Origin of the sequence: Anaerosporobacter mobilis DSM 15930, from assembly GCF_900142955.1 — a bacterium.
GTDB lineage: Bacteria > Bacillota > Clostridia > Lachnospirales > Lachnospiraceae > Anaerosporobacter > Anaerosporobacter mobilis.
Genome location: NZ_FRCP01000015.1, coordinates 158,792 through 184,269, shown reverse-complemented (window position 1 = coordinate 184,269; position 25,478 = coordinate 158,792). Strand labels below are relative to the sequence as shown.

The 25,478-nt window shown below is 35.2% G+C and carries 19 protein-coding genes; 12 read left to right on the top strand and 7 right to left on the bottom strand.

Going from position 1 to position 25,478, the window contains the following annotated elements; translation table 11 throughout:
* Both BUB90_RS15415 and BUB90_RS15410 read right to left on the bottom strand, forming a co-directional pair.
* Nucleotides 1-765: aspartate aminotransferase family protein (locus BUB90_RS15415; RefSeq protein WP_139241780.1), on the bottom strand; the 765-nt coding region annotated here is incomplete at its 3' end.
* Nucleotides 766-776: 11 nt separating this feature from the next.
* Nucleotides 777-2,660 carry a U32 family peptidase gene (locus BUB90_RS15410; RefSeq protein ID WP_073289336.1) on the bottom strand — a complete coding sequence of 628 codons (1,884 nt, stop codon included), beginning with the start codon at nt 2,658-2,660 and terminating at the stop codon, nt 777-779.
* A gap of 218 nt (nt 2,661-2,878) precedes the next feature.
* Between BUB90_RS15410 and BUB90_RS15405 the strand changes: the two genes are divergently transcribed.
* From BUB90_RS15405 to BUB90_RS15395, 3 genes are all read left to right on the top strand, one after another.
* On the top strand, nt 2,879-3,466 hold the full coding sequence (locus tag BUB90_RS15405; RefSeq protein WP_073289327.1) for an NAD(P)H-dependent oxidoreductase: 588 nt from the start codon (nt 2,879-2,881) through the stop codon (nt 3,464-3,466).
* Between the two features lie 442 nt (nt 3,467-3,908).
* Nucleotides 3,909-5,855, top strand: coding sequence for a beta-galactosidase (locus BUB90_RS15400; protein ID WP_073289326.1), 1,947 nt, complete (start codon nt 3,909-3,911; stop codon nt 5,853-5,855).
* A gap of 130 nt (nt 5,856-5,985) precedes the next feature.
* Complete coding sequence (locus tag BUB90_RS15395) at nt 5,986-6,495, top strand: GNAT family N-acetyltransferase (RefSeq protein WP_170865508.1); 510 nt, start codon at nt 5,986-5,988, stop codon at nt 6,493-6,495.
* Between the two features lie 201 nt (nt 6,496-6,696).
* On the opposite strand, the gene BUB90_RS15390 is transcribed toward BUB90_RS15395, so the two are convergent.
* The gene (locus BUB90_RS15390; RefSeq protein ID WP_073289324.1) at nt 6,697-8,307 is read right to left on the bottom strand and encodes a CTP synthase; all 1,611 of its coding nucleotides are present in this window, start codon (nt 8,305-8,307) and stop codon (nt 6,697-6,699) included.
* A gap of 441 nt (nt 8,308-8,748) precedes the next feature.
* Between BUB90_RS15390 and BUB90_RS15385 the strand changes: the two genes are divergently transcribed.
* Entirely contained in the window at nt 8,749-9,294 is a 546-nt protein-coding gene (locus BUB90_RS15385) for a DJ-1 family glyoxalase III (protein WP_073289323.1), read from the top strand.
* Here the strand turns inward: BUB90_RS15385 and BUB90_RS15380 are convergent.
* Nucleotides 9,291-10,610, bottom strand: a complete 1,320-nt coding sequence (locus tag BUB90_RS15380; protein ID WP_073289322.1) for an alanine/glycine:cation symporter family protein — start codon at nt 10,608-10,610, stop codon at nt 9,291-9,293. The two genes, BUB90_RS15385 and BUB90_RS15380, sit on opposite strands and share 4 nt — an antisense overlap.
* A 551-nt stretch (nt 10,611-11,161) precedes the next feature.
* On the opposite strand from BUB90_RS15380, the gene BUB90_RS15375 reads away from it, so the two are divergent.
* From BUB90_RS15375 to yihA, 7 genes are all read left to right on the top strand, one after another.
* Nucleotides 11,162-11,383 (top strand): alpha/beta-type small acid-soluble spore protein, encoded by a 222-nt coding sequence (locus BUB90_RS15375; RefSeq protein WP_073289321.1) that lies wholly within the window; start codon nt 11,162-11,164, stop codon nt 11,381-11,383.
* Between the two features lie 485 nt (nt 11,384-11,868).
* Nucleotides 11,869-13,218 carry a phosphoglucosamine mutase gene (gene glmM, locus BUB90_RS15370; RefSeq protein ID WP_073289320.1) on the top strand — a complete coding sequence of 450 codons (1,350 nt, stop codon included), beginning with the start codon at nt 11,869-11,871 and terminating at the stop codon, nt 13,216-13,218.
* Nucleotides 13,219-13,550: 332 nt separating this feature from the next.
* The gene (gene tig / locus BUB90_RS15365; protein ID WP_073289319.1) at nt 13,551-14,837 is read left to right on the top strand and encodes a trigger factor; all 1,287 of its coding nucleotides are present in this window, start codon (nt 13,551-13,553) and stop codon (nt 14,835-14,837) included.
* Nucleotides 14,838-15,099: 262 nt separating this feature from the next.
* Nucleotides 15,100-15,684: an ATP-dependent Clp endopeptidase proteolytic subunit ClpP gene (gene clpP, locus BUB90_RS15360; RefSeq protein WP_073289318.1), complete on the top strand. Its 585-nt coding sequence runs from the start codon at nt 15,100-15,102 to the stop codon at nt 15,682-15,684.
* Nucleotides 15,685-15,777: 93 nt separating this feature from the next.
* Nucleotides 15,778-17,070: an ATP-dependent Clp protease ATP-binding subunit ClpX gene (gene clpX, locus BUB90_RS15355; RefSeq protein WP_073289317.1), complete on the top strand. Its 1,293-nt coding sequence runs from the start codon at nt 15,778-15,780 to the stop codon at nt 17,068-17,070.
* Nucleotides 17,071-17,275: 205 nt separating this feature from the next.
* Entirely contained in the window at nt 17,276-19,594 is a 2,319-nt protein-coding gene (lon, locus tag BUB90_RS15350) for an endopeptidase La (protein ID WP_073289316.1), read from the top strand.
* 153 nt (nt 19,595-19,747) lie between these two features.
* Nucleotides 19,748-20,452, top strand: a complete 705-nt coding sequence (gene yihA, locus BUB90_RS15345) for a ribosome biogenesis GTP-binding protein YihA/YsxC (RefSeq protein ID WP_084139301.1) — start codon at nt 19,748-19,750, stop codon at nt 20,450-20,452.
* Between the two features lie 173 nt (nt 20,453-20,625).
* Here yihA and BUB90_RS15340 read toward each other — a convergent pair whose 3' ends face one another.
* From BUB90_RS15340 to BUB90_RS15330, 3 genes are all read right to left on the bottom strand, one after another.
* A complete protein-coding gene (locus tag BUB90_RS15340; protein ID WP_073289315.1) occupies nt 20,626-21,177 on the bottom strand; it encodes a DUF4364 family protein in 552 nt (183 codons plus the stop codon).
* A 22-nt stretch (nt 21,178-21,199) separates the two neighbouring features.
* Nucleotides 21,200-22,126 carry a TIGR01212 family radical SAM protein gene (locus BUB90_RS15335; protein WP_073289314.1) on the bottom strand — a complete coding sequence of 309 codons (927 nt, stop codon included), beginning with the start codon at nt 22,124-22,126 and terminating at the stop codon, nt 21,200-21,202.
* Nucleotides 22,127-22,224: 98 nt separating this feature from the next.
* Entirely contained in the window at nt 22,225-23,379 is a 1,155-nt protein-coding gene (locus BUB90_RS15330) for an NAD(P)-dependent malic enzyme (RefSeq protein ID WP_073289313.1), read from the bottom strand.
* A gap of 524 nt (nt 23,380-23,903) precedes the next feature.
* Between BUB90_RS15330 and rho the strand changes: the two genes are divergently transcribed.
* Nucleotides 23,904-25,376, top strand: a complete 1,473-nt coding sequence (gene rho / locus BUB90_RS15325) for a transcription termination factor Rho (protein ID WP_073289312.1) — start codon at nt 23,904-23,906, stop codon at nt 25,374-25,376.
* Nucleotides 25,377-25,478: the final 102 nt, after the last annotated feature.

Here is a 25,478-nt window from a genome sequence, read left to right as displayed (position 1 = left end):
TGACATGGTCATAATATCAGGAACAACATTATATTGTTCAATTGCAAACATAGTTCCTGTACGTGCGAAGCCTGTTTGTACTTCGTCACAGATGAACAAAACACCATAACGTTTTAGTAGGCGACTTATTTCGGTGTAATACCAATCTGGAGGAGTAATAATACCACCATTACCCTGAATAGGCTCACATATAAAGGCAGCAATATCATTATCTTTTTCTAAGACTGCTTCTAGATCTGAAAGAATTCGATCCGGTGAAGAGGATATAAAATATACATCGTCTGTAAGATACGGATCTGCACGCCACATAGGTATATCGGTAGCAGACATGGTTAGATAGGTTCTTCCATGAAGGCTATTATTTAGGGCAATGAATTTTCGTTTTCCAGTATAGATTCTAGCTAATAACATAGCACCTTCATTTGCCTCAGAACCAGACATACAAAAGAAAGAATTGTGCAAATCGCCTGGTAAAACTTCACTAAGTTTCTTTGCCAATTCAACAACAGGACTAGTCAAGTAAACGTTAGTTAGATGCTGTAAAGAGGACAATTGGCCCATTACTTTGTTTAGTATGTCTGGGTTACTGTGCCCACAGTTCATAACGGATACACCAGCAAAAAAGTCTAAATATTTCTTGCCCGTAGCATCATAGAGATACTGCATCTCACCTTTAACAAACACAGGTGGATTTTTGTAGAAATATCCCAGACATGGCATTAGATAATCTTTTCTCATTTGTACAATTTCTTTTGAGCTATACATGACTTTCCTCCTTATAATCCTAAAGCTGCAAGCGTGAAACCTATTCCTTCTTGTTTCAGTTCCTCGTATAAAGCTTCGCAAGCATTAAAGTCTTTTAAAGCCTTTTTGTATACAGTAACAATCTTAGTGAATTCCTCTTCTTTTAGATGGGCGATTTCAAGACGGAAATGTGATAAGCCCGCTTCATGAAGTCCTTTTAGAATTGGAAGACAGCAAATATTCTTGTATAAAAGCATATGGTTTCTACCATGACAATCTTTAAAAATTGGATGATCAAAACCAGCTTCATCCTTTAGATATAATATAGAATCCTTCTTTTGATCCACATTATCATAAAGATCATGTTCCATGTACATGACAGTTGGTGAACCATGTACAATCAATTCTGCCCCCGCTCCTGTAGTATTTAACAAGGAGATAGTTTCTGAAAGATTCGCTTCTGGTGAGATCGTATAACGTTTAAGTCCTAGTTCCCCATATAGACTCGCTGCCTTTTTATTAAGTATATTTAACGGATAATCCCCAATTAAGTTATAATCTTTAAAAGCCCATACGCCACCTATATTGGTTGCTAATAATCCATCAACCTGTAGTCCCTTCTCCAAAATATGTGCATATTCATCGAATTGAGAATCAAAGGTCATGTGTGGCATACTAAGATAGATATTGGTGTCACCTTTTATCTTCATAAGTTCATTGATTTCTTCTTTTGTAAATGGTTTATCATTTAGGAATACATCCCCTGATAAGTAAATATCATCTACTTTTAAATCGAGACAGATTTTAGCTTGTTTGATAGTATTTACTTTCACACTTAATCTTGGTGGTTCTGTTTGATTAATACGGTGTTCTTTTAGCTGACTATTAATTTTCTGAAGTTTTTCATTGGTAATCTCTCTTTCTTCCGTTGCCGTACTAAATACTTTTCCGCTGCTATAAAGAGTACCTGTTCCTTCATATCTACTATTAATATTGCTAAGCCCTGGTTTCCCAAATGCATAAGCAGTAGAAACATCTCTTTTACGGTTTTCATAGAGAAGGGAAGAGTCCTTTGTTCGGTCATAGGAAAGCGGATCATCAATATAACGGTCAATTGCATCGGAATATGCATTGATTATCATTGTAAGATAATCCAGATCTCTCATACGTCCTTCTATTTTAAAAGACGTAATTCCACCATCAATTAATTCAGGGATATATTCATACATAAACATATCTTTTACTGCTAGTGGAAAGTGTGGTTCGGATTCTTTATCCTCTTGCTTAACTTGGTATCCCCAACGGCAAGGTTTTAAGCAGCGTCCTCTATTGGAACTTTGCCCAAATAACATACCACTGTATATACATTGACTACCATGAGCAACACACATATCCCCATGTATAAAATATTCTAGTTCCATATCGGTTTTAGCAGATAGATATTTACTATAATTAAGGGAAGCTTCCCTTGAGAGAACGACCCTCGTTACACCTAATTCCTTAAGGGCATATATACTATTAAGATTGTGGGTATTCATCATAACGGAAGAATGTACGGGAATATTTACATTAAAATCCTTAAGAAGTGGAATCACACTTAGATCTTGTACGATTAAAGCATCTGGATTTATTTTACCCAGTAATAGAAGGAACTCTTTTAACTGGTCAAGTTCTTCGTTATTATACATGTTATTTACGGTAATATATGCTTTTTTTCCGTGTTCATGGGCCATTTTTACAGCTTCAAATAGTTCTTCATCAGAAAAGTTATAGTTCTTTCGGTGAAGACGCATGTTTAAATTCTTACCACCAAAATAAACGGCATCGCAGCCTAGATTTATAATACCTTTGAAAATCTCAAAGTTACCAGCAGGAGCCAGTAATTCTATCTCTTTGTTGTTAAAATATCTGGACATTTTTATACCTATATTAGAGGGAGATATGAACAGCATTTATCATATACGTAACCCCCTGTCACAAAAGTTCAATGGATAGAACTAAAGTGTGTCAACCCTTTCCTTAATTTAATTCCTTATATATAGTAGCATTTTGTCGAAATAGTTTCAACCTAGAAAGGTGAATGAGAATAGTTACACCGAATATAATGATGTAAATATATTTGGAGGTATTATTTATGAAAACATTAATTGTATTCAATCACCCTTATAACGGTAGCTTTTGTCATTCCATCTTAGAATCTGTGAAGAAAGGATTATTAGGAGCCGGTCATGAAGTAGATATAATTGATTTAGATAGTGATTGTTTTAACCCGGTTATGTCTGGGGAAGATTTACTTGCCTTTAAGAATCGCCAAGCTATTGACGAACAGGCAATAGACTATGTTAAACGATTACAGCAAGCCGATCATTTAATTTTCATCTTTCCAATTTGGTGGGAATTAATGCCCGCTATGATGAAAGGTTTCATTGATAAAGTGATCTTTCCTGGCTCAACTTATGGTTATGCAAAATCAGGACATGGAATGATAACTAAGCTGAATAATTTGCAGTCAACTACTGTTATCACAACAATGAATACTCCTAAATTAAAGTACAAATTTGCATATGGAAATGCTATTAAAAAATCTTTCATTAAAGGAACACTGAAAAAAACAGGTTTCAGAAATGTTAAGTGGATTAGTTTCAATAAAATTAAATCGAGTTCAGAGAAAATAAGAGACACGTGGTTATCCAATCTAGAGAAGAGATTTACCAAACGTTGATATCTGTCAAACATAGATAACTGTTCGAATAAAGAAAGTATTGAATAAGATATTAGATGGAATCCTGGTCGTTACCGACCAGGATTTTTGGTTATATGAAACGAATACTTCTTATATTTCTTATCCAAGTGTTCAGTTCCAACAATTCGGAATCTTTTAGGCGGTAAAAGAAAAGACAATCAATAATTATGAAATGTATTCATTGCTGTACAGTAGGTTTTCAGATTAATTCTATAATCAATTAGCTAGAAATAACCGAATATTACTATAGTAAGAAAAGAATAATGATAGTATTACAGCTTTTGAATTTATGATAGGATGAAAGAGTATCCTATTCCCTATAGGAGATTTGATAGGGGGAATAAGTTCGATACCATACAGTTAAGAAACCTAGGTAAATAGATTATAAAGAGCAGTAAAGTACTGAGTAAAGGAGAAACGTATGAAAGTAGGAGTGGTTTACTATCCAGAGCATTGGGATAGAGAGTTATGGGAAAAAGATGCTGATTTAATGGTGGAAACAGGAGTTAAGGTGGTACGTCTTGCAGAATTTGCATGGAGTCGTCTTGAACCGGTGGAAGGGCAGTATAATTTTACTTGGTTAGATGAAGCGGTGGAGATATTTGCGGGGAGAGGAATTGAAGTAATTCTTGGTACACCTACGAATTGTCCACCACTATGGCTATATGAGAAATACCCAGATGCAATTCTATGTGATGAACATGGGAATAGGGTGACGATAGGGGTAAGAGGTCACAGATGCTTTAATAGTCCGTCATTAATTAAGAAGACAATCCAGATTGTAACGGAGATGGCAAAACATTATAAAGATAATAAGGCAGTTGTTAGCTGGCAGATTGATAATGAATTAGAAGCAAATCATTGTACGTGTCCAGTATGTACAGATAAATTCCGGAATTGGCTTAAGAAGAAATATACAACCTTAGAGAAACTAAATGATACATATGGTAATGTTATGTGGAGTGGGGAATATAGTGATTGGTCACAAATTACTCCTCCTCTTGGTAATAGACAAAGTTGGTTAAACCCCGCTTATCTTCAAGATCATTATCGATATGCCTCGGAATCCATGGTTGAATTCGTGAAGTTACAAGCGGATATTATTCGTACGTATTGTAAAGATGTAACAATTACAACCAATATGTATCTAGGAGATATGACGCCAGACTTCTACAAGACATTTAAAGAGTTGTCATATGTATCGTATGACAATTATCCAGTAGCCGTAATTCCAGAAGATCATGAAGAAATCTATTCTCATGCATTTCATCTTGATCTAACAAGAGGTATTAAGCGACAAAACTTCTGTATTATGGAAGAACTTAGCGGTGCACCTGGGTGTTGGATGCCAATTAGGAGAACGCCGAGACCAAATATGATTAAGGGATATTCTCTACAAGCATTTTCAAGAGGTGCCGACTCTGTATTACATTTTAGATGGAGAAGTGCGACTAAGGGGGCTGAGATGTTTTGGCATGGAATTCTTGATCACAACAACAAGTTAGGTAGAAGATATGAAGAGTTTCGCTCCCTGTGTGATACCGTGAATGAAGAGTTGCAGATACTAGAAGGAACAACAATTCATAATAAAGTTGCTTTATTATTCTCGCATGAACAAGATAATGCCTTCAAATTCCAACAACAAGCAGATGGATTTCATTATTACAACCAGTTGAAATTATTCCATGATGGAGTAAGCAGACTTGGTGCTGGAATCGATATTATTAATATAACGGCTAACTTAGATCAGTATGAAGTGGTTATTGCACCAACTGTGTACATAGCTTCCAAGGAGATAGTGGATAATCTGACTGAATACGTGGATAAGGGTGGAAAACTAATACTTACAAATCGTTCTGGTGTAAAGGACGAAACCAACGCTTGTATTATGGATTACCTACCTGGCCCATTTGCTAGTTATGTCGGTGCGGTAGTTGAAGAATATGATGCACTTGGTAATAATACGAATGTAATCCGCATGAAGAATGGGAAAACCTATCGTTGCAACCAGTGGGCGGATATCCTTCAGTTAGATACAGCAGAGAGTCTTGGAGCGTATAGGGAGGATTTTTATCAAGGAAAGCCTGCAATTACTAAGAATACCTATGGTGATGGCGAGGTTTATTATGTAGGAACGATTCTTGAGCGGGATTTCTATAGAGATTTTATGAATGATGTAATAGAAGGAACGAATGTTGAAGTATTCCAAGGATTAGCTGACGGGGTAGAGGTTAGTGTTCGAGAGAATAGTGTATCAAGATATTTATTGATATTTAACAACACAAATCATGTACAGGAAGTCAATTTAACAGATATCGAAAGAACAATACTGAATCCTTTTGATCTTAAAGTGGTGCCATTTAACTAGTATATGTAACTCAAACTTCACACATATAAATCTTCACCTAGAGTAGGGAAATAGCTGTTTCTTACACCTTGTAATCTTCAAGTGCGAAGTTTGAGTTGAAAAATAAGGAGAATTTATGGAGGAATACGTTATGGAAACGTTACATCTTGTTTTACGAAAGTTTGCAAACAGTGATTTTCAGGATTTCTCGGAATTGATACGCGATAAACAGGCATCAAAATATGCAATATATGACGATCAATTCCCAACAGATGAAGAAAACTTACGAAACATTTTGTTGTATTTTGCTGGGACTGATGAATTTTTCGCAGTGGAATTGAAATCTGAAAATAAAGTCATTGGATTTATCGGCTTAAATTGCACAGATGATAGCACAAGAAACCTTGGATTCTGTATACATACTAATTATCAAGGAAATGGATACGCAAAAGAAGCTGTTTCGGAGTTGTTGAGTTATGCAAAGCATAAATTAAACGTCCATAGACTGATATCGGGTACGGCTAAAGACAACATACCATCTGTTGAGCTTTTGAAGAGTGTTGGCTTTTCAATAACAGGAGAGAGTATTGGAAGTTTTGTAAACGATGAAAGTGATAATCCGCTTGAGTTTACGGCGTATTCCTTAGAATGTATACTATAAGTATCATTCGCAAATCAAGCGAGTAACCTCTAATTCATTTCAAGATATCATTGAGTAATCTTAGTTACTTAAACTTCGCACTTTAAGATTTCGAGGAGTAGGGAACTATTCTATTCAACGAAAAACCCCTTTCATTAGACTGTTGTCTGATGGAAGGGGTTTTCTTTAACTTGCATAGGCGATTTTTTTGCTATTTATAATCTAGTTACCTTCTTGAGTTGCAATAGAAGCTCCAATAAATCCTTTGAACAATGGGTGTGGTCTGTTTGGTCTTGATTTGAATTCTGGATGTGCTTGCGTAGCAACAAACCAAGGGTGATCCTTTAATTCAATCATTTCAACAATACGACCATCTGGTGATAACCCAGAAAGTACAAGACCGTGTTTCTTGAAATCATCACGGTAGTAGTTGTTTACTTCATAACGATGTCTATGTCTTTCTTTGATATCTGTTGAACCGTATAATTCATGAGCCTTTGTGCCAGCTTCTAATACACAAGGATATGAACCAAGACGTAGCGTACCACCAAGGTCTTCAACACCATCTTGTTCTGGCATCAAGTGAATAACTGGGTGTGTAGTACCTGGATCTAGTTCTACACTATGAGCATCAGCAAAACCAACCACATGTCTTGCGAATTCAACAATTGCTAATTGCATACCAAGACATAGTCCTAAGTATGGAAGGTTGTTCTCACGAGCATATTTAATAGAAGTAATCATACCCTCAATACCACGATGGCCAAAACCACCTGGAACGATAATACCAGATACGTCTCCAAACATTTCTTCTACGTTTTTAGGGGTAATATCTTCTGAGTTAATCCATTTGATAGTAACAGAAGCATTGTGTGCTACAGCACCATGTTTTAAGGATTCTACAACACTGATATAAGCATCATGTAAAGCAGTGTATTTACCAACTAAAGCGACAGTAACTTCCTTCTGAGGATTCTTTAGAGCATAAACCATGTTTTCCCATTCTGCCAAATCTGGTTCAGGACAATCAAGTTTTAAGCACTCGCAAGCTACATTCGCAAGATGTTCATTTTCCATTGCAAGTGGTGCTTCATACAGCGTGTCCACATCAAGATTTTGCATCACGTGATTACTTGGAACATTACAGAATAATGCAATTTTATCTTTAATACCTTCTTCTAAAGGAACTTCAGTCCTACATACGATGATATCTGGTTGAATGCCCATGCCTTGTAATTCTTTAACACTTGCTTGTGTTGGTTTAGTCTTCATTTCACCAGAAGCTCTAAGATAAGGGATTAAAGTAACGTGAATAAGAATTGCATTTTCACGTCCTATATCGTGTTGGAATTGACGGATTGATTCTAAGAATGGCTGACTTTCAATATCGCCTACGGTACCACCAACTTCGATGATTGCGATTTGAGTGTCGTCACAGCCATCATTGCGATAAAAACGGCTCTTGATTTCATTTGTGATGTGAGGGATAACTTGAACGGTACCGCCACCAAAATCACCACGTCTTTCTTTTGAGAGAACAGACCAATAGATTTTTCCAGTAGTTACATTTGATTGCTTTGTAAGACTTTCGTCGATAAATCTCTCATAGTGACCTAGGTCAAGGTCAGTTTCTGCACCATCATCTGTAACAAACACTTCTCCGTGTTGGATTGGATTCATTGTACCCGGATCGATATTGATATAAGGGTCAAATTTTTGCATGGTTACACTATAACCACGAGCTTTAAGCAAACGACCTAATGAAGCAGCAGTAATACCCTTTCCAAGACCTGATACAACACCACCTGTTACAAATACATACTTGACAGCCATAATTGTTCCTCCTTTTACGTAAAGTGTATAAATTAGTTATTTAGTTTCACGATTCAAAAATCGTTAATGTTCCTGTAGTATTGCTATATATGTGAATAGAATATACGATATCCTATTTGAAGTGTGTTTAAAACATTAACCAAAATATTATACATTAATCCTATATAGAAATCTAGACGGAAAATGGAAAAATGAATTATGGTTATATTATATATGAAAATAACTATTATTCTTAAGTGAAAGGTGAAAAAATATAAGCATATTTAGTAACTGCACTAATTTTTGAAAAGAAGTTAAAGAAATCTAAAGAGCAATTAGACGATTAAAGAAGATAGAAACAATATTTTTTAGTTATAATTTGTTCCATTATAATAAAAATTGTGTTATTATAGATAATTATTTGATAACAATATTTATTAGGAATTTATGGAGGAAATTTACATGAAAAAAGTTGCTATTTTTTTTGCAGATGGCTTTGAAGAAATTGAAGCATTAACCGTTGTAGATGTATTAAGAAGAGCGAAGATGGAAGTCACTTTAGTTTCGATGAAGGGAATTAAAGAAGTATATGGTGCACATAAAATTGCAGTTGTAACAGAAAGATTTTTCGATGATATAAACTATGAAGCAATTGATATGCTTGTACTACCAGGTGGTATGCCAGGAACATCACGCCTTGCAGAGAGTAAACCATTACAAAAATTAATTAAAAAATTCAATGATAATGGTAAATGTATCGCCGCAATTTGTGCTGCTCCAAGTATTCTAGGTACACTAGGATTATTAGATGGTAAAAATGCTGTTTGTTATCCAGGTTATGAAGATAAATTACGTGGTGCTACAATTGTTGATGCAGGAGCTGTTATTGATGGTAATATCGTTACAGGAAGATCAATGGGATCAGCTGTAGAATTCGCATTAGCAATTGTTGAAAGATTAGAGAGCAAAGAATTAGCCGATAGCATTGCTAAGTCAATTGTATTTTAAGTCTTCTTAGAATATTTTGGTACTAATTTATATAGAAGGAGGAGTGCTATTAAGTTAGGAATAGCCATGATGGCATTCACTAAATCAGACAATTCCCAGACCAAATCAAGGGAAAGTACTGCTCCGATGTAAATCATTACAATATAGAATATCTTATAGATTTGTATACCTTTATCACCAAAGAGATAGTAAGCTGCACTTTCACCAAAGAATGACCAACCAATGAGTGTTGCAATTGCAAATGCAATAAGCGAAAAACTTAAAAGAACTTTTCCAAAAGGGATGACAGCGAATGCAGCGGTTGTTAGTTCCGCATTGCTAAGTCCGGCAGTGGAGTCTGGAAAATGTAATAGATTACTAACAATAACCAAACCAGTAATAGCGCACATTATAACAGTATCCCAAAAAGTTGCGGTCATAGATACAAGTGCTTGGCGGCTTGGATCTTCTGTCTTGGCACTTGCCGCAGCAATGGCAGCGGAACCTAATCCTGCTTCATTGGTGAACAGACCTTTGGCTACGCCTTGTCTTGCTGCTATAATAATTGTACTACCGATGAAACCTCCTGTTGCTGCATGAGATGTAAAGGCCGAGGACACAATAAGCCTAATCGCTTGTAGTAAAAAACTACGATTAATTACTAAGATAATGAAACAACTAATTATATAAAAAAGGCCCATTGCAGGTACAAGTCTGGTACATACAGTGGAGATGGATTTGACACCACCCACAATAACCAAACCGCATACAATTGCTGTTATAAACCCAACAGTAGAAGGCGATAGGTTCCAGGTTGCTGAAGTTGTTGTGGTTATTGAATTGGCTTGGGTGGTACAACCCACACCAAATGAAGCTGCTAAAGTGCATAAACTAAAGATTATGGCAAGGCTTTTAGAATGAAGGCCTTGTTCAAGTACATACATGGGGCCACCAACATAGTTACCGTTTGATGTTTTTTTACGGAATTTTATACTGAGATAACATTCAGCATAAGAAGTGGCCATTCCGAATATTCCGGTAATCCAACACCAAAAGATCGCACCTGGTCCACCTAAAGCAACGGCTGTTGATATACCAATTATATTTCCGGTACCTAATGTTGCAGCTAAGATTGTCGCTAGTGAGGCGAAGCTACTAACATCGCCTTCTCCCGCGTCATCTTTTTTGAATGATAAACGAATGCCAAGGAAGGCAAACCTTTGAACAAAACGCAACTTAATCGTATAGAAAGCATGAGTTCCAAGGAGTAGAAGAATCATAGGAAGTCCCCAAACTACTTGATTAATATTTTTTATAAATTGATAGAATGCATCCATTTTAATTCCTCAGTAATATAATGAATTATAACAATGTATGTTCGAAAAAAGGCAATTATGATAAGTGCAAATGACGTATGCGACAACTCCCGCTCAAAAATAAGAAAAAATGAAAATTCTTTGATTTTATCGTGGTTTTAGTATAGTTATTTATGAGTTGTGTAATACTAGCAATAAGATGAGTAGCGAAATGCATCGTTTTGAAAAGGATGACTTAACAAGAGCGAAACCTAGATAAGCGTATGTTAGTAGCCGCTTATCTAGTAGTGTGAAAAAAACAGGTATATTCAAGAGCAGAATATCCTCATAGATACACTGGGATAGAGGTTGGTTCGTATCATTCGTATGATGATAGTACCGACCTCAAAGTCCGTCTAGATTAATAGTCCGTCAAGATATAAAAAAGAATGCTGAAACCATAACTTACCATAATAATTTTTTCATTATGGGTCACAATAATATTACAGACATCACATACGGTGTCTGAAACAAATCCAACGGACGATTTAACAAAAATCAGTCCAATATTTTAACCACGGAGGTGCATTATAATGGCAAACAATAATAGCGGTTCTAACAGAATGGAAGTACCACAAGCAAAAGAAGCTATGAACAGATTCAAAATGGAAGTAGCATCAGAACTTGGAGTGCCTTTAAAAGCAGGTTATAATGGAGACTTAACAAGTGCTCAAAATGGTTCTGTTGGTGGAGAAATGGTTCGTCAAATGATTAAAAAACAAGAAGAATCAATGTCAGGTTCTACTGGTCAATAATCGACAACCTTTCTGGTTGAAAAATGTGAAGCTTTAGCGTAATAACGGTGTAGCTTCACCATAATGAAAGAAACATCGCCATGTATTTATGATTGTGTTGAGAAAGCACCTACAGCAATGTACCGGCTTTACTTAGTGCTATGAGAGAAGAAATGATCAATTGCCTCAATCGTACGTATTTGGTGATGTTTTTTTGTGTGTATACTGTTGGTATGTATATGATAGATAAAGGGTGTTATACTGGTCACCTTACATATAAAGGTTGTTAATACTTGACTTGATTTGTAATTATGTTAGAATACAATAAAAGTAGGAGTTATATATTAATAGAAGAACAATGGTGTATAATAAAGCAATAGTATAATAAAGAAATACAGCAGTATAAGAAACTAACAAGAAAAATATAGAAATAAAGAAATAGAGAAAGGAGCCATGCACTGTCATTCACAAGGTAAGTTTTGCTTATACAATGCATGGGTATAAAGATGGGAAAATATTTTGGTACTGATGGTTTCCGTGGAGAAGCTAACGTTGATTTAACAGTAGTTCATGCTTACAAGGTAGGACGTTTTTTAGGATATTATTTTGGGAGAGAACATAAAGCAAAGATAATTATAGGAAAAGACACAAGAAGATCGAGTTATATGTTTGAATACGCATTAGTTTCTGGTTTAACAGCGAGTGGAGCTGATGTCTATCTACTACATGTAACACCTACACCAAGTGTATCATACGTAGTACGCAGTGAGAATTTTGATTGTGGTATTATGATATCAGCTAGCCATAATCCTTATTATGATAATGGAATAAAAGTAATTAATTCTGACGGATACAAATTAGAAACAGAAGTAGAAGAATTAATTGAAGAATACATTGATAAAGAAGTAGATGATATCCCGTTAGCGACAGGTGTGGATATTGGTAGAACGGTAGATTATTCGGTAGGAAGACATCGTTATATTGGTTATCTTATGTCTCTTGCTACACGTTCTTTCAAAGGTGTTAAAGTAGGCCTTGATCTATCTAATGGTTCTGCTACAACTGTAGCAAAGGGAGTATTTGATGCACTTGGAGCTAAGACATATACAATCAGTAATGAACCAGATGGAACGAATATCAATAACAATTGTGGTTCTACACATATTGAAGTGTTACAAAAGTATGTGATAGACAATGGATTAGATATTGGATTTGCATACGATGGTGATGCAGATCGCTGTTTAGCAGTGGATGATAAAGGGAATATTATTGATGGTGATTTAATACTATACTTATGTGGGACATATCTAAAAGAACGTGGTGAACTAAGTAATAATACAGTAGTAACTACGATTATGTCTAATATTGGATTATATAAAGCTTTTGATAAAGCAGGAATTCTTTATGAAAAGACTACAGTAGGAGATAAGTATGTGAATGAGAATATGGTTGCCAATGGTCATACATTAGGTGGTGAGCAATCAGGGCATATCATCTTCAGTAAACATGCAACTACAGGGGACGGTATTCTTACATCGCTTATATTAATGGAAGTTATGCTAGAGAAGAAACAAAAACTATCAGAACTAGTTAGTAAAGTGAAGATGTATCCACAATTACTTGTTAATGTCAAAGTATTTGATAAGCCAACTGCAAAGAATGATGAAGATGTTAAAGAAGCAGTCAAAAAAATCACAAGGGAACTTGGAGATGATGGTAGAATTCTTGTGCGTGAAAGTGGTACAGAACAAGTGTTACGAGTAATGGTTGAAGCACAGACAGAAGAAAAATGTAGAAAGTACGTATATGAGGTAGTTGACATATTAAAAGACAAGGGGTATGTCAAAGAAGATTAGTTAGCATAAGCCTAACGCTTTACGTAAGGATAATAGACAAATTTACTAAATTTTCGCTAAGAAAATTAATTTGTAATTACCAAATATATATGATATAATATAGCAATGCACAAATTCGCTTGCTTGCAATGTTGAATTTGAAAACCGATAATAGACGCAGTCTATTGTATAGCTATGCGCAAAATCACTTGTTTGCAAGGGTGATTTTGTTTACTGAAAATAGACGTTGTCTATTGGATAGCAAAGCACAAAATCATTTGCTTGCAATGCACAAAAACTGTGTGATTATGCAGTTAATAAGGAAAGTGTTAAATACAGGAGGAAATCTTAGAATGAGTTTACAAGTTGAAAAGTTGGAAAAGAACATGGTAAAGCTTACTATTGAAGCTACAGCTGAAGAATTCGAAGCTGCAATCCAAAAAGCATACCTTAAGAATAGAGGAAAAATGACTATTCAAGGATTTAGAAAAGGAAAAGCTCCAAGAGCAATCATTGAAAAAATGTATGGTGTTGGTGTATTCTATGAAGATGCAGCAAATGCAATCATCCCTTCAGCTTACGAAAAAGCAGCAGCTGAAAGTGGTTTAGATATTGTTTCTCAACCAGATATCGATGTAGTTCAAATCGAAAAAGGCAAATCATTCATCTTTACAGCTGAAGTTGCAGTTAAACCTGAAGTAACTTTAGGTGAATATAAAGGTGTTGCAGTAGAAAAAGCTAGCACAGAAGTAACGGAAGAAGAATTATCAGCTGAATTAGATAAAGTTAGAGAACAAAATGCCAGAACTGTAACAGTTGAAGATAAAGCAGCTGAGTTAAAAGATATCGTTACAATCGATTTCGAAGGATTTGTAGATGGAACACCATTTGAAGGTGGAAAAGGTGAAGCTTATCCATTAACACTTGGTTCACACTCTTTCATTGATACATTCGAAGATCAATTAGTAGGTAAAAAAGTTGGAGAAGAAGTTGAAGTTAACGTAACTTTCCCAGCTGAATACCATGCACCAGAATTAGCTGGCAAACCAGCTATGTTCAAAGTAAAAATCAATGAAATCAAAGCAAAAGAATTACCAGAATTAAATGATGATTTCGCTAAAGATGTATCTGAATTCGAATCTTTAGATGAATATAAAGCTGATATCAAAGCATCTTTATTAGAGAAAAAAGTAGCAGCAGCTAATAATGAAAGAGAAGATAAGATCATTGAAACAATCATTGAAAATTCAACAATGGAAATTCCAGAAGCAATGATTAATACACAAATTAGACAAATGGCAGAAGATTTCGCTGCTAGATTACAACAACAAGGTTTATCAGTTGAACAATATTTCAGCTTCACTGGTTTAACACAAGAAAAATTATTCGAACAAATGAGACCACAAGCTGAGAAACGTATCCAAAGCAGATTAGTACTTGAAGCAATCGTTAAAGCTGAAAACATCACTGTTTCTGAAGAAGATTTAGATGCAGAAATCGCAAAGATGGCTGAAATGTACAAGATGGAAGTTGAAAAATTAAAAGAACTTCTTGGTGATGGAGAAAAAGAACAAATGAAGATGGACATGGCTGTTCAAAAAGCTGTTGACTTCGTAGTGGAAGCTTCAAAGGAAGCATAAGCTATTAAGTAACTGTAATTCAGTCGTGTTATTCAGTAGAATTTAAAAGTTATACTATTCTAATAAATGCTGATTTTGAAATGAAATCAGCATTTACACGATATAAGAGTAATAAAGTAACTACCCAGAAAACTCCGAGAAAAAGCTTGTTTTTTCGAGTGGTTCAGTGTCAAGGTGAATACTTTTTATTCATTTTGTGCACATCCAGCTTTGAAAAAGCTGGATAACTGAATAGTTATAATAAAGATAAGGAGGATTAAGTATGAGTTTAGTACCTTATGTCATTGAGCAGACAAGTAGAGGAGAGAGATCTTACGATATTTATTCCAGACTTCTTAAAGAGAGAATTATATTTTTAGGAGAAGAGGTAACAGACGTTTCTGCTAGTCTTATTGTATCCCAATTATTATTCTTAGAAGCTGAAGATCCAGGAAAAGATATTAGCTTGTATATTAATAGCCCAGGTGGTTCTGTAACTGCTGGTATGGCTATCTACGATACTATGCAGTTTATTAAATCAGATGTTTCTACAATTTGTATGGGTATGGCGGCAAGTATGGGAGCATTCCTTCTTGCTGGTGGAGCGAAAGGAAAGAGATTTGCACTTCCGAATGCAGAAGTTATGATTCATCAACCATCAGGTGGTGCAAGAGGTCAAGCTACTGACATTAAAATCGTTGCAGATAATATCTTACGTACAAAGAAGAAATTAAATGATATTTTAGCTCAGAACACTGGAAAACCAGTTGAAGTTATTGAAATTGATACAGAGCGTGATAATTATATGACTGCAGAAGAAGCTAAAGAATACGGCCTAATTGATAGTATAATTACAAGTAGACAGTAGGAATGTTATAGTAGTTTAGTGCCATAACGACAGATTTGTATTGGAGTCTGTCGTTATGGATTTACTAATTTTACTAAAATGGAGGTGTATTGCATGGCTAATCGAGCAGATGAAAGAAAACAATTAAGATGTTCTTTTTGCAATAAGACGCAAGATCAAGTAAGAAAATTGATTGCAGGCCCAAACGTATATATTTGTGATGAATGTATAGAGATTTGTTCGGAGATTATTGAAGAAGAGTTTGATGATACAATTCAAGAGAATGGTATTAATTTGTTGAAACCAGAAGAAATCAAAGATTTCTTAGACCAATACGTTGTTGGTCAAAATGAAGCGAAAAAAGTGTTAGCAGTATCTGTTTACAATCACTATAAGAGAGTGCTTGCAGAGAAAGATTTAGACGTAGAACTACAGAAAAGTAATATCATTATGGTAGGACCAACAGGTTCTGGTAAAACATATCTTGCACAGACGTTAGCTAAGTTGATTAATGTACCATTTGCGATAGCAGATGCTACTACTTTAACAGAAGCTGGATATGTGGGTGAAGATGTTGAGAATATACTATTAAAAATAATTCAGGCAGCAGATTACGATGTTGAAAGAGCAGAATACGGTATTATATATATCGATGAAATAGACAAAATAACAAGAAAATCAGAGAATACTTCAATTACAAGAGATGTATCAGGTGAAGGTGTACAACAAGCTTTACTTAAGATTGTTGAAGGTACAGTAGCTAACGTTCCACCTCAAGGTGGTAGAAAGCATCCACACCAAGAATTTATTCAGATTGATACTTCTAATATCTTGTTTATCTGTGGTGGAGCATTCGATGGTTTGGAAAAAATTATCGAATCTAGAATTGGCAATAAGTCAATCGGATTTAATGCAGAAATTGCTGCAATCGATAAAGATAATATAGGTAAGTTATTCAAACAAGTATTACCACAGGATTTCGTTAAGTATGGATTAATTCCAGAATTCGTAGGGCGAGTTCCTGTAAGTGTAGGGCTTGACTTACTCGATGAAGATGCATTGTATCATATCTTAACAGAACCTAAGAATGCAATTGTAAAACAATATAGAAAATTGTTTGAATTAGATGGTGTTGAGTTAGAATTTGAAGAAGATGCAATCAGAGAAATCGCAAAACGTTCTTTTGAAAGAAAAACTGGTGCGAGAGGATTGCGTGCTATTATGGAATCTATTATGATGGATTCTATGTACAAAATTCCATCTGATAGTAAAATAGCGAAGTGTATTATCACTAAACCAGCTGCACAGGGACTTGAAGAACCAACTTTTGTTTATTCCGAAGAAGGTGTAGCTAAGAAGACTACTACAAAAAGACTTCCAAAAAAGAATAGCAATGAAATTGCATAATTATAAAAAAGTCTACTGAAGGTAATACTTTAGTGGACTTTTTATCTAATGATAGATTTACTTGTACAAACAACAAGTTTGTTACAGATAGAGAAAAGTTGAAGGAATAATACTAAATCTATGAAAGGAGCCATGCACAAAGGTCCTTCAACTCATTAATATTGGCAGTATTACAAGCTGACTTGTGATATGCATGGGGATAAGTATGACTGAGATACGAAAAATAATGCCAATCGTAGCATTGCGTGGGATGACAATCTTACCAGATACATTAATTCATTTTGATATTAACCGTAAGATTACCGTTAATGCTGTAGAGATGGCAATGGAACAAGATCAACAAGTATTGTTGCTAATGCAAAAGGATCCGAATGTTGAAGATCCAAAACCAGAGGATTTATATAGTGTTGGTACTGTAGCTGAAATCAAGCAATTAATCAAACTTCCTGGTGATATAATCCGCGTTATGGTACAAGGACTAGAGCGTGCAGAGGTTTGCGAAATATATACAGATCAACCTTATTTATATGGTGAGGTTGAGGTGAAAGAGGCTACTGGAATAGAGGATCTTACTGAGGTAGAGATTACTGCTTATCTTAGGGGGATTAAGAGTATTCTAGAAGTATATGCGATCGAGAATCCAAGATTAAGTAAGGATATCATGAAAACGATGTTGTTAGATGAAGATATTGTACATCTATTGAATGCTATTGCTTCTAACATAGCGTTTAGCTATGAGGAAAAACAAGAGTTGTTAGAAATAAATGATATCTCAGAACGCTATGAGAAAACGTGTATAGCATTAACGAATGAGATAGAGATTCTGAGAATAAGAAAAGACTTACAGGCTAAAGTGAAAGAAAAAGTTGATAAGAACCAAAAAGAATATATCATGAGAGAACAGCTCAAGATTATCCGTGAGGAACTTGGAGACAAGGATTCTCTTACCGAAGCAGAAGAATACTTAAGTAAAGTAAAGAAGTTGAAGGCTTCAAAGACTGTGAAAGATCATATTGAGAAGGAAATTGAACGCTACAAGAACTTAGGGAATAACTCCTCTGAAAGTTCTGTGTCACGTGGTTATATTGAGATGTTATTAACACTTCCTTGGGATAAAGTAAGCAAAGATAACAAGGATATCAAGAATGCTATGAAAGTGTTAGATGAAGATCACTATGGTCTTAAGAAAGTAAAAGATCGTATTATTGAATTCTTAGCAGTACGAAGCTTGACGAAAAAAGGAGATAGTCCAATTATCTGTTTAGTGGGCCCTCCGGGAACTGGTAAGACTTCGATAGCACGTTCCGTAGCGAAGGCACTTGATAAGGAATACGTACGTATTAGCTTAGGTGGTGTACGTGATGAAGCAGAAATTAGGGGGCATAGAAGAACGTATGTTGGAGCTATGCCAGGACGTATTGTTAGTGGACTTAAGAATGCGGGTGTTAAGAATCCACTTATGTTGTTAGATGAGATTGACAAGGTAAGTAATGATTACAAAGGTGACACGTTCTCAGCTCTTTTGGAAGTTTTAGATGCAGAACAGAATAAACGTTTTGTGGATCATTACATTGAACAACCAGTAGATTTATCTGAAGTTCTTTTTATAGCTACAGCGAATTCAGTTCAGACAATTCCTCGCCCATTGTTAGATCGTATGGAATTAATTGAAGTCAACAGTTATTCGCAGAATGAGAAAGAACATATTGCAAAAGAACATCTGATTGTGAAACAAATTGAGAAGAATGGATTGAATGAAAAGCAGTTAAGTATATCTGATAAGGCAATTAGCCATATTATTAATGGATATACGAAAGAAGCAGGGGTTCGTAATCTCGAGAGAAAACTCGGTGAGATCTGTCGAAAGGTCGCAAGAGAAATTCTAGAAAGTGATAAAAAGAGTGTTAAGATTACAGATAAAAACCTTGAAAAATATCTTGGTAAAGAGCGTTATACCTTTGATGAAATCAACAAGGAAGATGAAATTGGTATCGTAAGAGGACTTGCGTGGACAAGCGTTGGTGGTGACACACTTCAAATCGAAGTAAATGTAATGCCAGGAAAAGGTAAATTCGAACTTACAGGGAAACTAGGCGATGTAATGAAGGAATCGGCGAGGGCTGGAATTAGTTACATTCGTTCTATAAGTAGTCAGTATGGCATTGCTCAAGACTTTTTTGAAAAAAATGATATCCATATTCATATACCAGAGGGTGCAGTTCCAAAAGATGGCCCATCAGCAGGGATAACTATGGCTACCGCGATGTTATCAGCCATAACGAATACGAAGGTGCGTGCAGATGTTGCTATGACAGGAGAGATTACACTTCGAGGTAGAGTTCTTCCAATTGGAGGGTTAAAGGAAAAAATTCTTGCAGCGAAAGCAGCAAAAGTTAAATTAGTTCTTGTACCTAAGAAAAACAAGAGTAATATAGACGAATTGGAGAAAGAAATTGTTACAGGAATTGATATAGAATTAGTAGATACCATGGAAGAAGTGTTATCTTTTGCACTTGTGAAATAATGTAGCAATTTAATTGTAATAAATAACATTAGTATAGATACACACGTAGATGGTGTCGTGTGTAGATGGGAGTAGTGTGAAAGATGATCTTTCACACGGCGATTTGTGCCTTGCACAAAGTCGCCAGACTTTTGAAAGGGTATGGTAATTGATATGCATATAAAAAGTGTGAACTTGGAAACCGTTTGTGGTGTAACAAGTGTACTACCAGAGAATGACAAAGTTGAGATTGCTTTTGCTGGTAAATCGAATGTAGGTAAATCGTCACTTATTAATGCGCTGATGAATCGTAAAGCTTACGCTAGAACATCTTCGCAACCTGGTAAGACACAAACCATTAACTTCTATAATATTAATGATGAGGTATATTTTGTTGATCTCCCAGGATATGGATATGCTAAAGTTTCGTTGGCATTAAAAGAAAAATGGGGTAAATTAATTGAGAAGTATCTTGGTACTTCCAAACAACTTCGAATTATCTTCTTACTAATAGATATTCGTCATGAACCTTCAGAGAATGATAAGAATATGTATGATTGGATCGTTCATAATGGATATAATCCAGTTATTATAGCTACGAAGTTAGATAAGATCAATCGAAGTCAGAGAGATAAACATATTAAGATGATTCGTAAGGGTTTGAATACTGTAGAGGGGACTCCGATTATTCCGTTTTCATCCATATCAAAGCAAGGCCGTGATGAAATCTGGGAACTGATTGAATTCACAATGAATGGCGGTTTTGATGAAGTTGATGAAGATGATGAGGAAGAACTTGTAGATGAGAAAGTTGAAGCTAATGAAGGTGTTACTATAATAGAACGTTTTGAAGCTGATCAAATTTCGGAAGAAGAATAATGAAGTGACAATGGCTTACTGTATAAGTAAATATAACTTATCAGATGACAAGAAAGAATTATGACTTTGAGCATTTGATTTACTTAAGGAAACGCTATGTGAGATAATCGATATTAGAATCGATACTCATATAGCGTTTTTTATAATAGAAAATTCGCTATGTGAACTTGCTATTATTTATCTATTTCAGTGTCTGTTTGTTCCTTGCTAGTCATTAAAGTTCTTACAATGAAAGAATAGACTTCTTGGCTCTTGCCTCTCCAATTGCTACAGATGGTAGAAGCTTCTTCTTCGGAAGGTACTGTTAGATTCAGTTCAATGACAGAACTGTCTTTCTCTTTTACTTGACAACGTACGATGTACTCATTTGGTTTACTTTGAAAGAAATCAGATAATGTAGAAACTTCCTCGCGTAAAGTATATTTGTTCTCTTTTAAGTATTCGATAATATCTTTTTTGATTGCATCAGAAATTTGATTATTAAAGTATTCAAGAGTTTCTCGTCCAGAGTCTGCTACTCTGTAAAGTGTCGTGTTACGTATTGTTTCGCAATGAATTAGGTCGGATTCGATTAGCTCAGAGATTGCTTGTTGGATAGTAAAATAATTCGTATACTCTTTCTCCAAGATAAAGTTCGAAACCTGTGCATTAGAAAGAGGAAAATCAACTTTTTCAAGGATATATAAAATTATTAATTTATATAAAGTTAAAGCTTCTGATTGCATGTACTTACCTCCGTAATATTGGCTATGTGCTACGATTCTTACCTTGCCAAGAATCGAGGGTTTTCATGGCATGTTGAATTGTATTTAACACAAGTTTCTTATTGGTGCTCCATAGAGGAGCTAGTAATAAATCTCCTGGTCCATCACCAGTAATACGATGGATTACAATATCTTGGTCTAGATGTTCTAGACACTCTACAAGAATTGTAACATACTCATCTAGAGTAAGGATGTGCATGGAGTCAAGAAATGCCTCCAAATCAGTATTTTTTAAAACATGAAGGAGTTGCAATTTAATACCTTGAATTCCAGAATCATTAATGTAATCAATGGATCTTAAGATGTTTTCCTTGGTTTCGTAAGGAAGCCCAATGATAAGATGAACAATAACATCAATGTGAATATTTCGGAGATTCTTAACGGCGGTATCATAAGAAGATAGAGGATACCCTCTTCGAATACGCTTTGCAGTATCTTCATGGATTGTTTGTAGACCAAGTTCCACCCATATTGGTTTTACCTGATTAAGCTCATCAAGTAAAGCTAGGATCTCCTCACTTAGGCAATCTGGTCTTGTTGCTATTGAAAGTACCGCAATATCAGGGTGCCTAAGGGCTTCGGTAAATATTTCTCTTAGATAGGGGACAGGAGCATAGGTGTTAGTAAAAGCCTGAAAATAAGCTATATATTGTGGTGTGTTTGGTATTTTTTTTACTTTATGAGCAATGAGTGCTTTGGCTTCTTCTATTTGACTTGTAATGGAGAGTCTTGCACTCGCTGCAAAATCACCAGAACCACCGGCACTACAGAAGATACAGCCTCTTGTATCTAATGTCCCATCTCTATTCGGACATGTCATACCACCGTTCAATGATAATTTATATAATCGATGCCCAAATTGGTTTTTTAAGTAATAATCAAAGGAATTATAACGCTTGTCATTCCACATTCGTTTGCTATTCAAGTATATCAAAGCTCCTATCTAATTTGATTATAAGTTTTATGCTACATTTGATTACTGTGATTAGTAAATTCGAATTATCTGACCTATCGAACAATATGAGATTTAACAGCATTGCTAACAACCTCAGCAACTCGTGGATCGAAAGCTTCTGGCATGATGTTATCCTCGTTTAAATCTTTTTCATCAACTAGGCTTGCAATTGCTTCTGCAGCAGCAAGTTTCATCTCTTCCGTGATTTGAGTAGCACGACCTTCTAACGCACCTTTGAAGATACCAGGGAAGGCAACTACGTTATTTACTTGGTTAGGGAAATCAGAACGTCCGGTTCCAACCACCTTAGCACCAGCTTCTTTTGCTATGTCAGGCATAATCTCAGGTACTGGATTTGCCATTGCAAAAAGGATAGAATCTTTATTCATGCTAGCTACCATTTCCTTAGAGACAATATTAGGAGCAGAAACCCCAACAAAGATATCGGCACCTTTTAAAGCATCAGCTAAGGAACCTTGTTTTTGTTCTAAGTTTGTAACGTCCATCATCTGTTCTTGCATCCAGTTTAGACCATCAGCACCTTTACATAGTATACCAACTTTATCGCACATTATTATATTCTTGAAACCATAAGTAATAAGTAATTTGGAAATGGCAATACCAGCAGAACCAGCACCATTAACTACAACCTTACAAGTTTCTTTTTGTTTACCAGTAACTTTAAGTGCATTGATAATACCAGCAAGTACAACGATAGCAGTACCATGTTGGTCATCATGGAATACAGGGATGTCTAAGAGTTCTTTTAAACGTTCTTCGATTTCAAAGCAACGAGGGGCACTGATATCTTCCAGATTAATACCACCGAATGCAGGTGCAATGTTTACGATTGTCTTAATGATTTCTTCTGTATCTTGTGTATCCAAACAGATAGGAAATGCATTAACATTACCAAATTCTTTGAAAAGAACTGCTTTTCCTTCCATTACAGGCATGGCAGCATAAGGACCGATATTTCCTAGACCAAGAACTGCACTACCGTCAGAGATAACAGCAACCATATTGGACTTAATTGTATATTTATACGCTTTTTCTTTATCCTGTGCAATTACTTTACATGGTTCTGCAACTCCAGGAGTATAGGCAATTGCAAGATCTTCTCTTGACTTAACAGTACATTTTGAAACGGTTTCAATCTTACCATTCCATTCTTCATGTAGTATAAGTGCTTTTTCGTTCGTTGTCATAACCGTAATTCGTCCTTTCTATTCCTTCAACCATAGTATGGCGTATAGGTTTTTAACCAATGCTGAAACCAGCAAATATGTATAAAAAATATTCAGCAAGTATATTAATCATAACACTAACAAAATGGGAAATCAAGGACTAAGGGTTTCTCTATTGACTATATATGATTCATATGTAGGATATGTAAATCAATAAAAAAGCTTTCTTTTATATAAGAATGGATGTATAATAGAAGAAATTCTATTGTTCTGACAATCTTATATATCCCGATGAAAGTTTTAATGTAACTATTTTAATTCTCAAATATAATACTATGATTTCAATCCATCAATTGAAAGCAATGGGAGCTTTCTATAATCATGAAATAAACGTAAGGTGTATGGGGCTTTCTTCGTATAATGATTATGATATTGAGAAATAACGGTTACATTTTTAAATAGAATAATGAATAATAAATAATATGTATCAGTGGATCTGTTGTGATATGGGGGCAGAGAAATAAGTTGAGTAAAGGAGCATACATATGGAGAATAATTACGCTACAATGTCTTTAGCTGAATTAAAAGAGATAGCCAAGCAAAAAGGTATTAAGAATATATCGATATTAAGAAAAAAAGAATTAGTAGATATACTAACAGAAGAGAGCAAGAGTAAACAGCCGAAAGAAGAGAAGATAGTAAAAGAAGAAAACATAGTAAAAGTAGACCATGAAGAGAGAGAAATCAAAGAGATTAGAGATAATAAAGAAAGCAATGAGATTAAAGAGGTAAAAGTAGTAAAAGATACTAGAGAGAATAAAGATATTTCAAATATGGATTCACAAGGGGCTAAACGTTCAGCAACCAATAATAATGAGATAGAACAATTAGATAGTGGAGAAACGAAAGAGGGAATATTAGAAGTTCTTCCAGATGGCTATGGATTTATTCGTTGTGATAATTTTTTACCAGGGGAGCATGATGTATATGTGTCGCCTGCACAGATCAGAAGATTTAATCTTAAGACAGGGGATATTGTAGTTGGTAATACTCGTGTCCGTAATCAGAATGAAAAATTCAGTGCTTTACTATTTGTCAAATCGGTGAATGGGATGCATCCAGCAGAAGCACAAAAACGTAAAAAATTCGAAGAACTTACTCCAATTTTCCCTAATGAAAGAATTCATCTTGAGACACCAGCTGCAGGTATTGCTATGCGTATGGTTGATTTAGTATCCCCTATTGGTAAAGGTCAAAGAGGTATGATTGTATCTCCACCGAAAGCAGGTAAAACTACCTTATTAAAGCAAATTGCAAAATCGATTACAGTAAATCACCCTGATATGCAATTGATTATCTTATTAATTGATGAGAGACCGGAAGAAGTTACTGATATTAAAGAATCAATAGAAGGTAAGAACGTGGAAGTTATCTATTCTACATTTGATGAATTACCTGAAAATCATAAACGTGTATCCGAGATGGTAATTGAAAGAGCGAAGAGATTAGTGGAACATAAGAGAGATGTAGTTGTTCTACTAGATAGTATCACTAGACTGGCAAGAGCATACAATCTAACAGTGCAAGCAAGTGGTCGTACCTTATCAGGTGGTTTAGATCCAGCGGCTCTGCATATGCCTAAAAAGTTCTTCGGAGCAGCGAGAAACATGAGAGAGGGCGGAAGTTTAACAATTTTAGCAACGGCACTAGTAGATACGGGTTCCCGTATGGATGATGTTGTTTTTGAAGAATTCAAAGGAACTGGTAATATGGAACTTGTTCTTGATCGTAGTTTATCTGAGAAGAGAATCTTCCCTGCTATTGATTTAGCAAAATCAAGTACAAGACGTGATGACTTGTTATTAGCTCCTCATGAGACAGAAGCGAATTATCTGATGCATCGTGCATTGAGTGGCATGAAATCAGATGAAGCCTTAGAAAAAATCATTGATTTATTCTTACGTACAAAATCGAATTTTGAATTTATTGAAACAATTAAAAAGACGAAGCTTGTTTAAAAAAATATTGCATATGAAGAAATACTATGCTATAATGAGAAAGCTGTTTAAAAAACTACGGCATATCCATTCAATGGACTATGTCTTATGTTAATACGATTG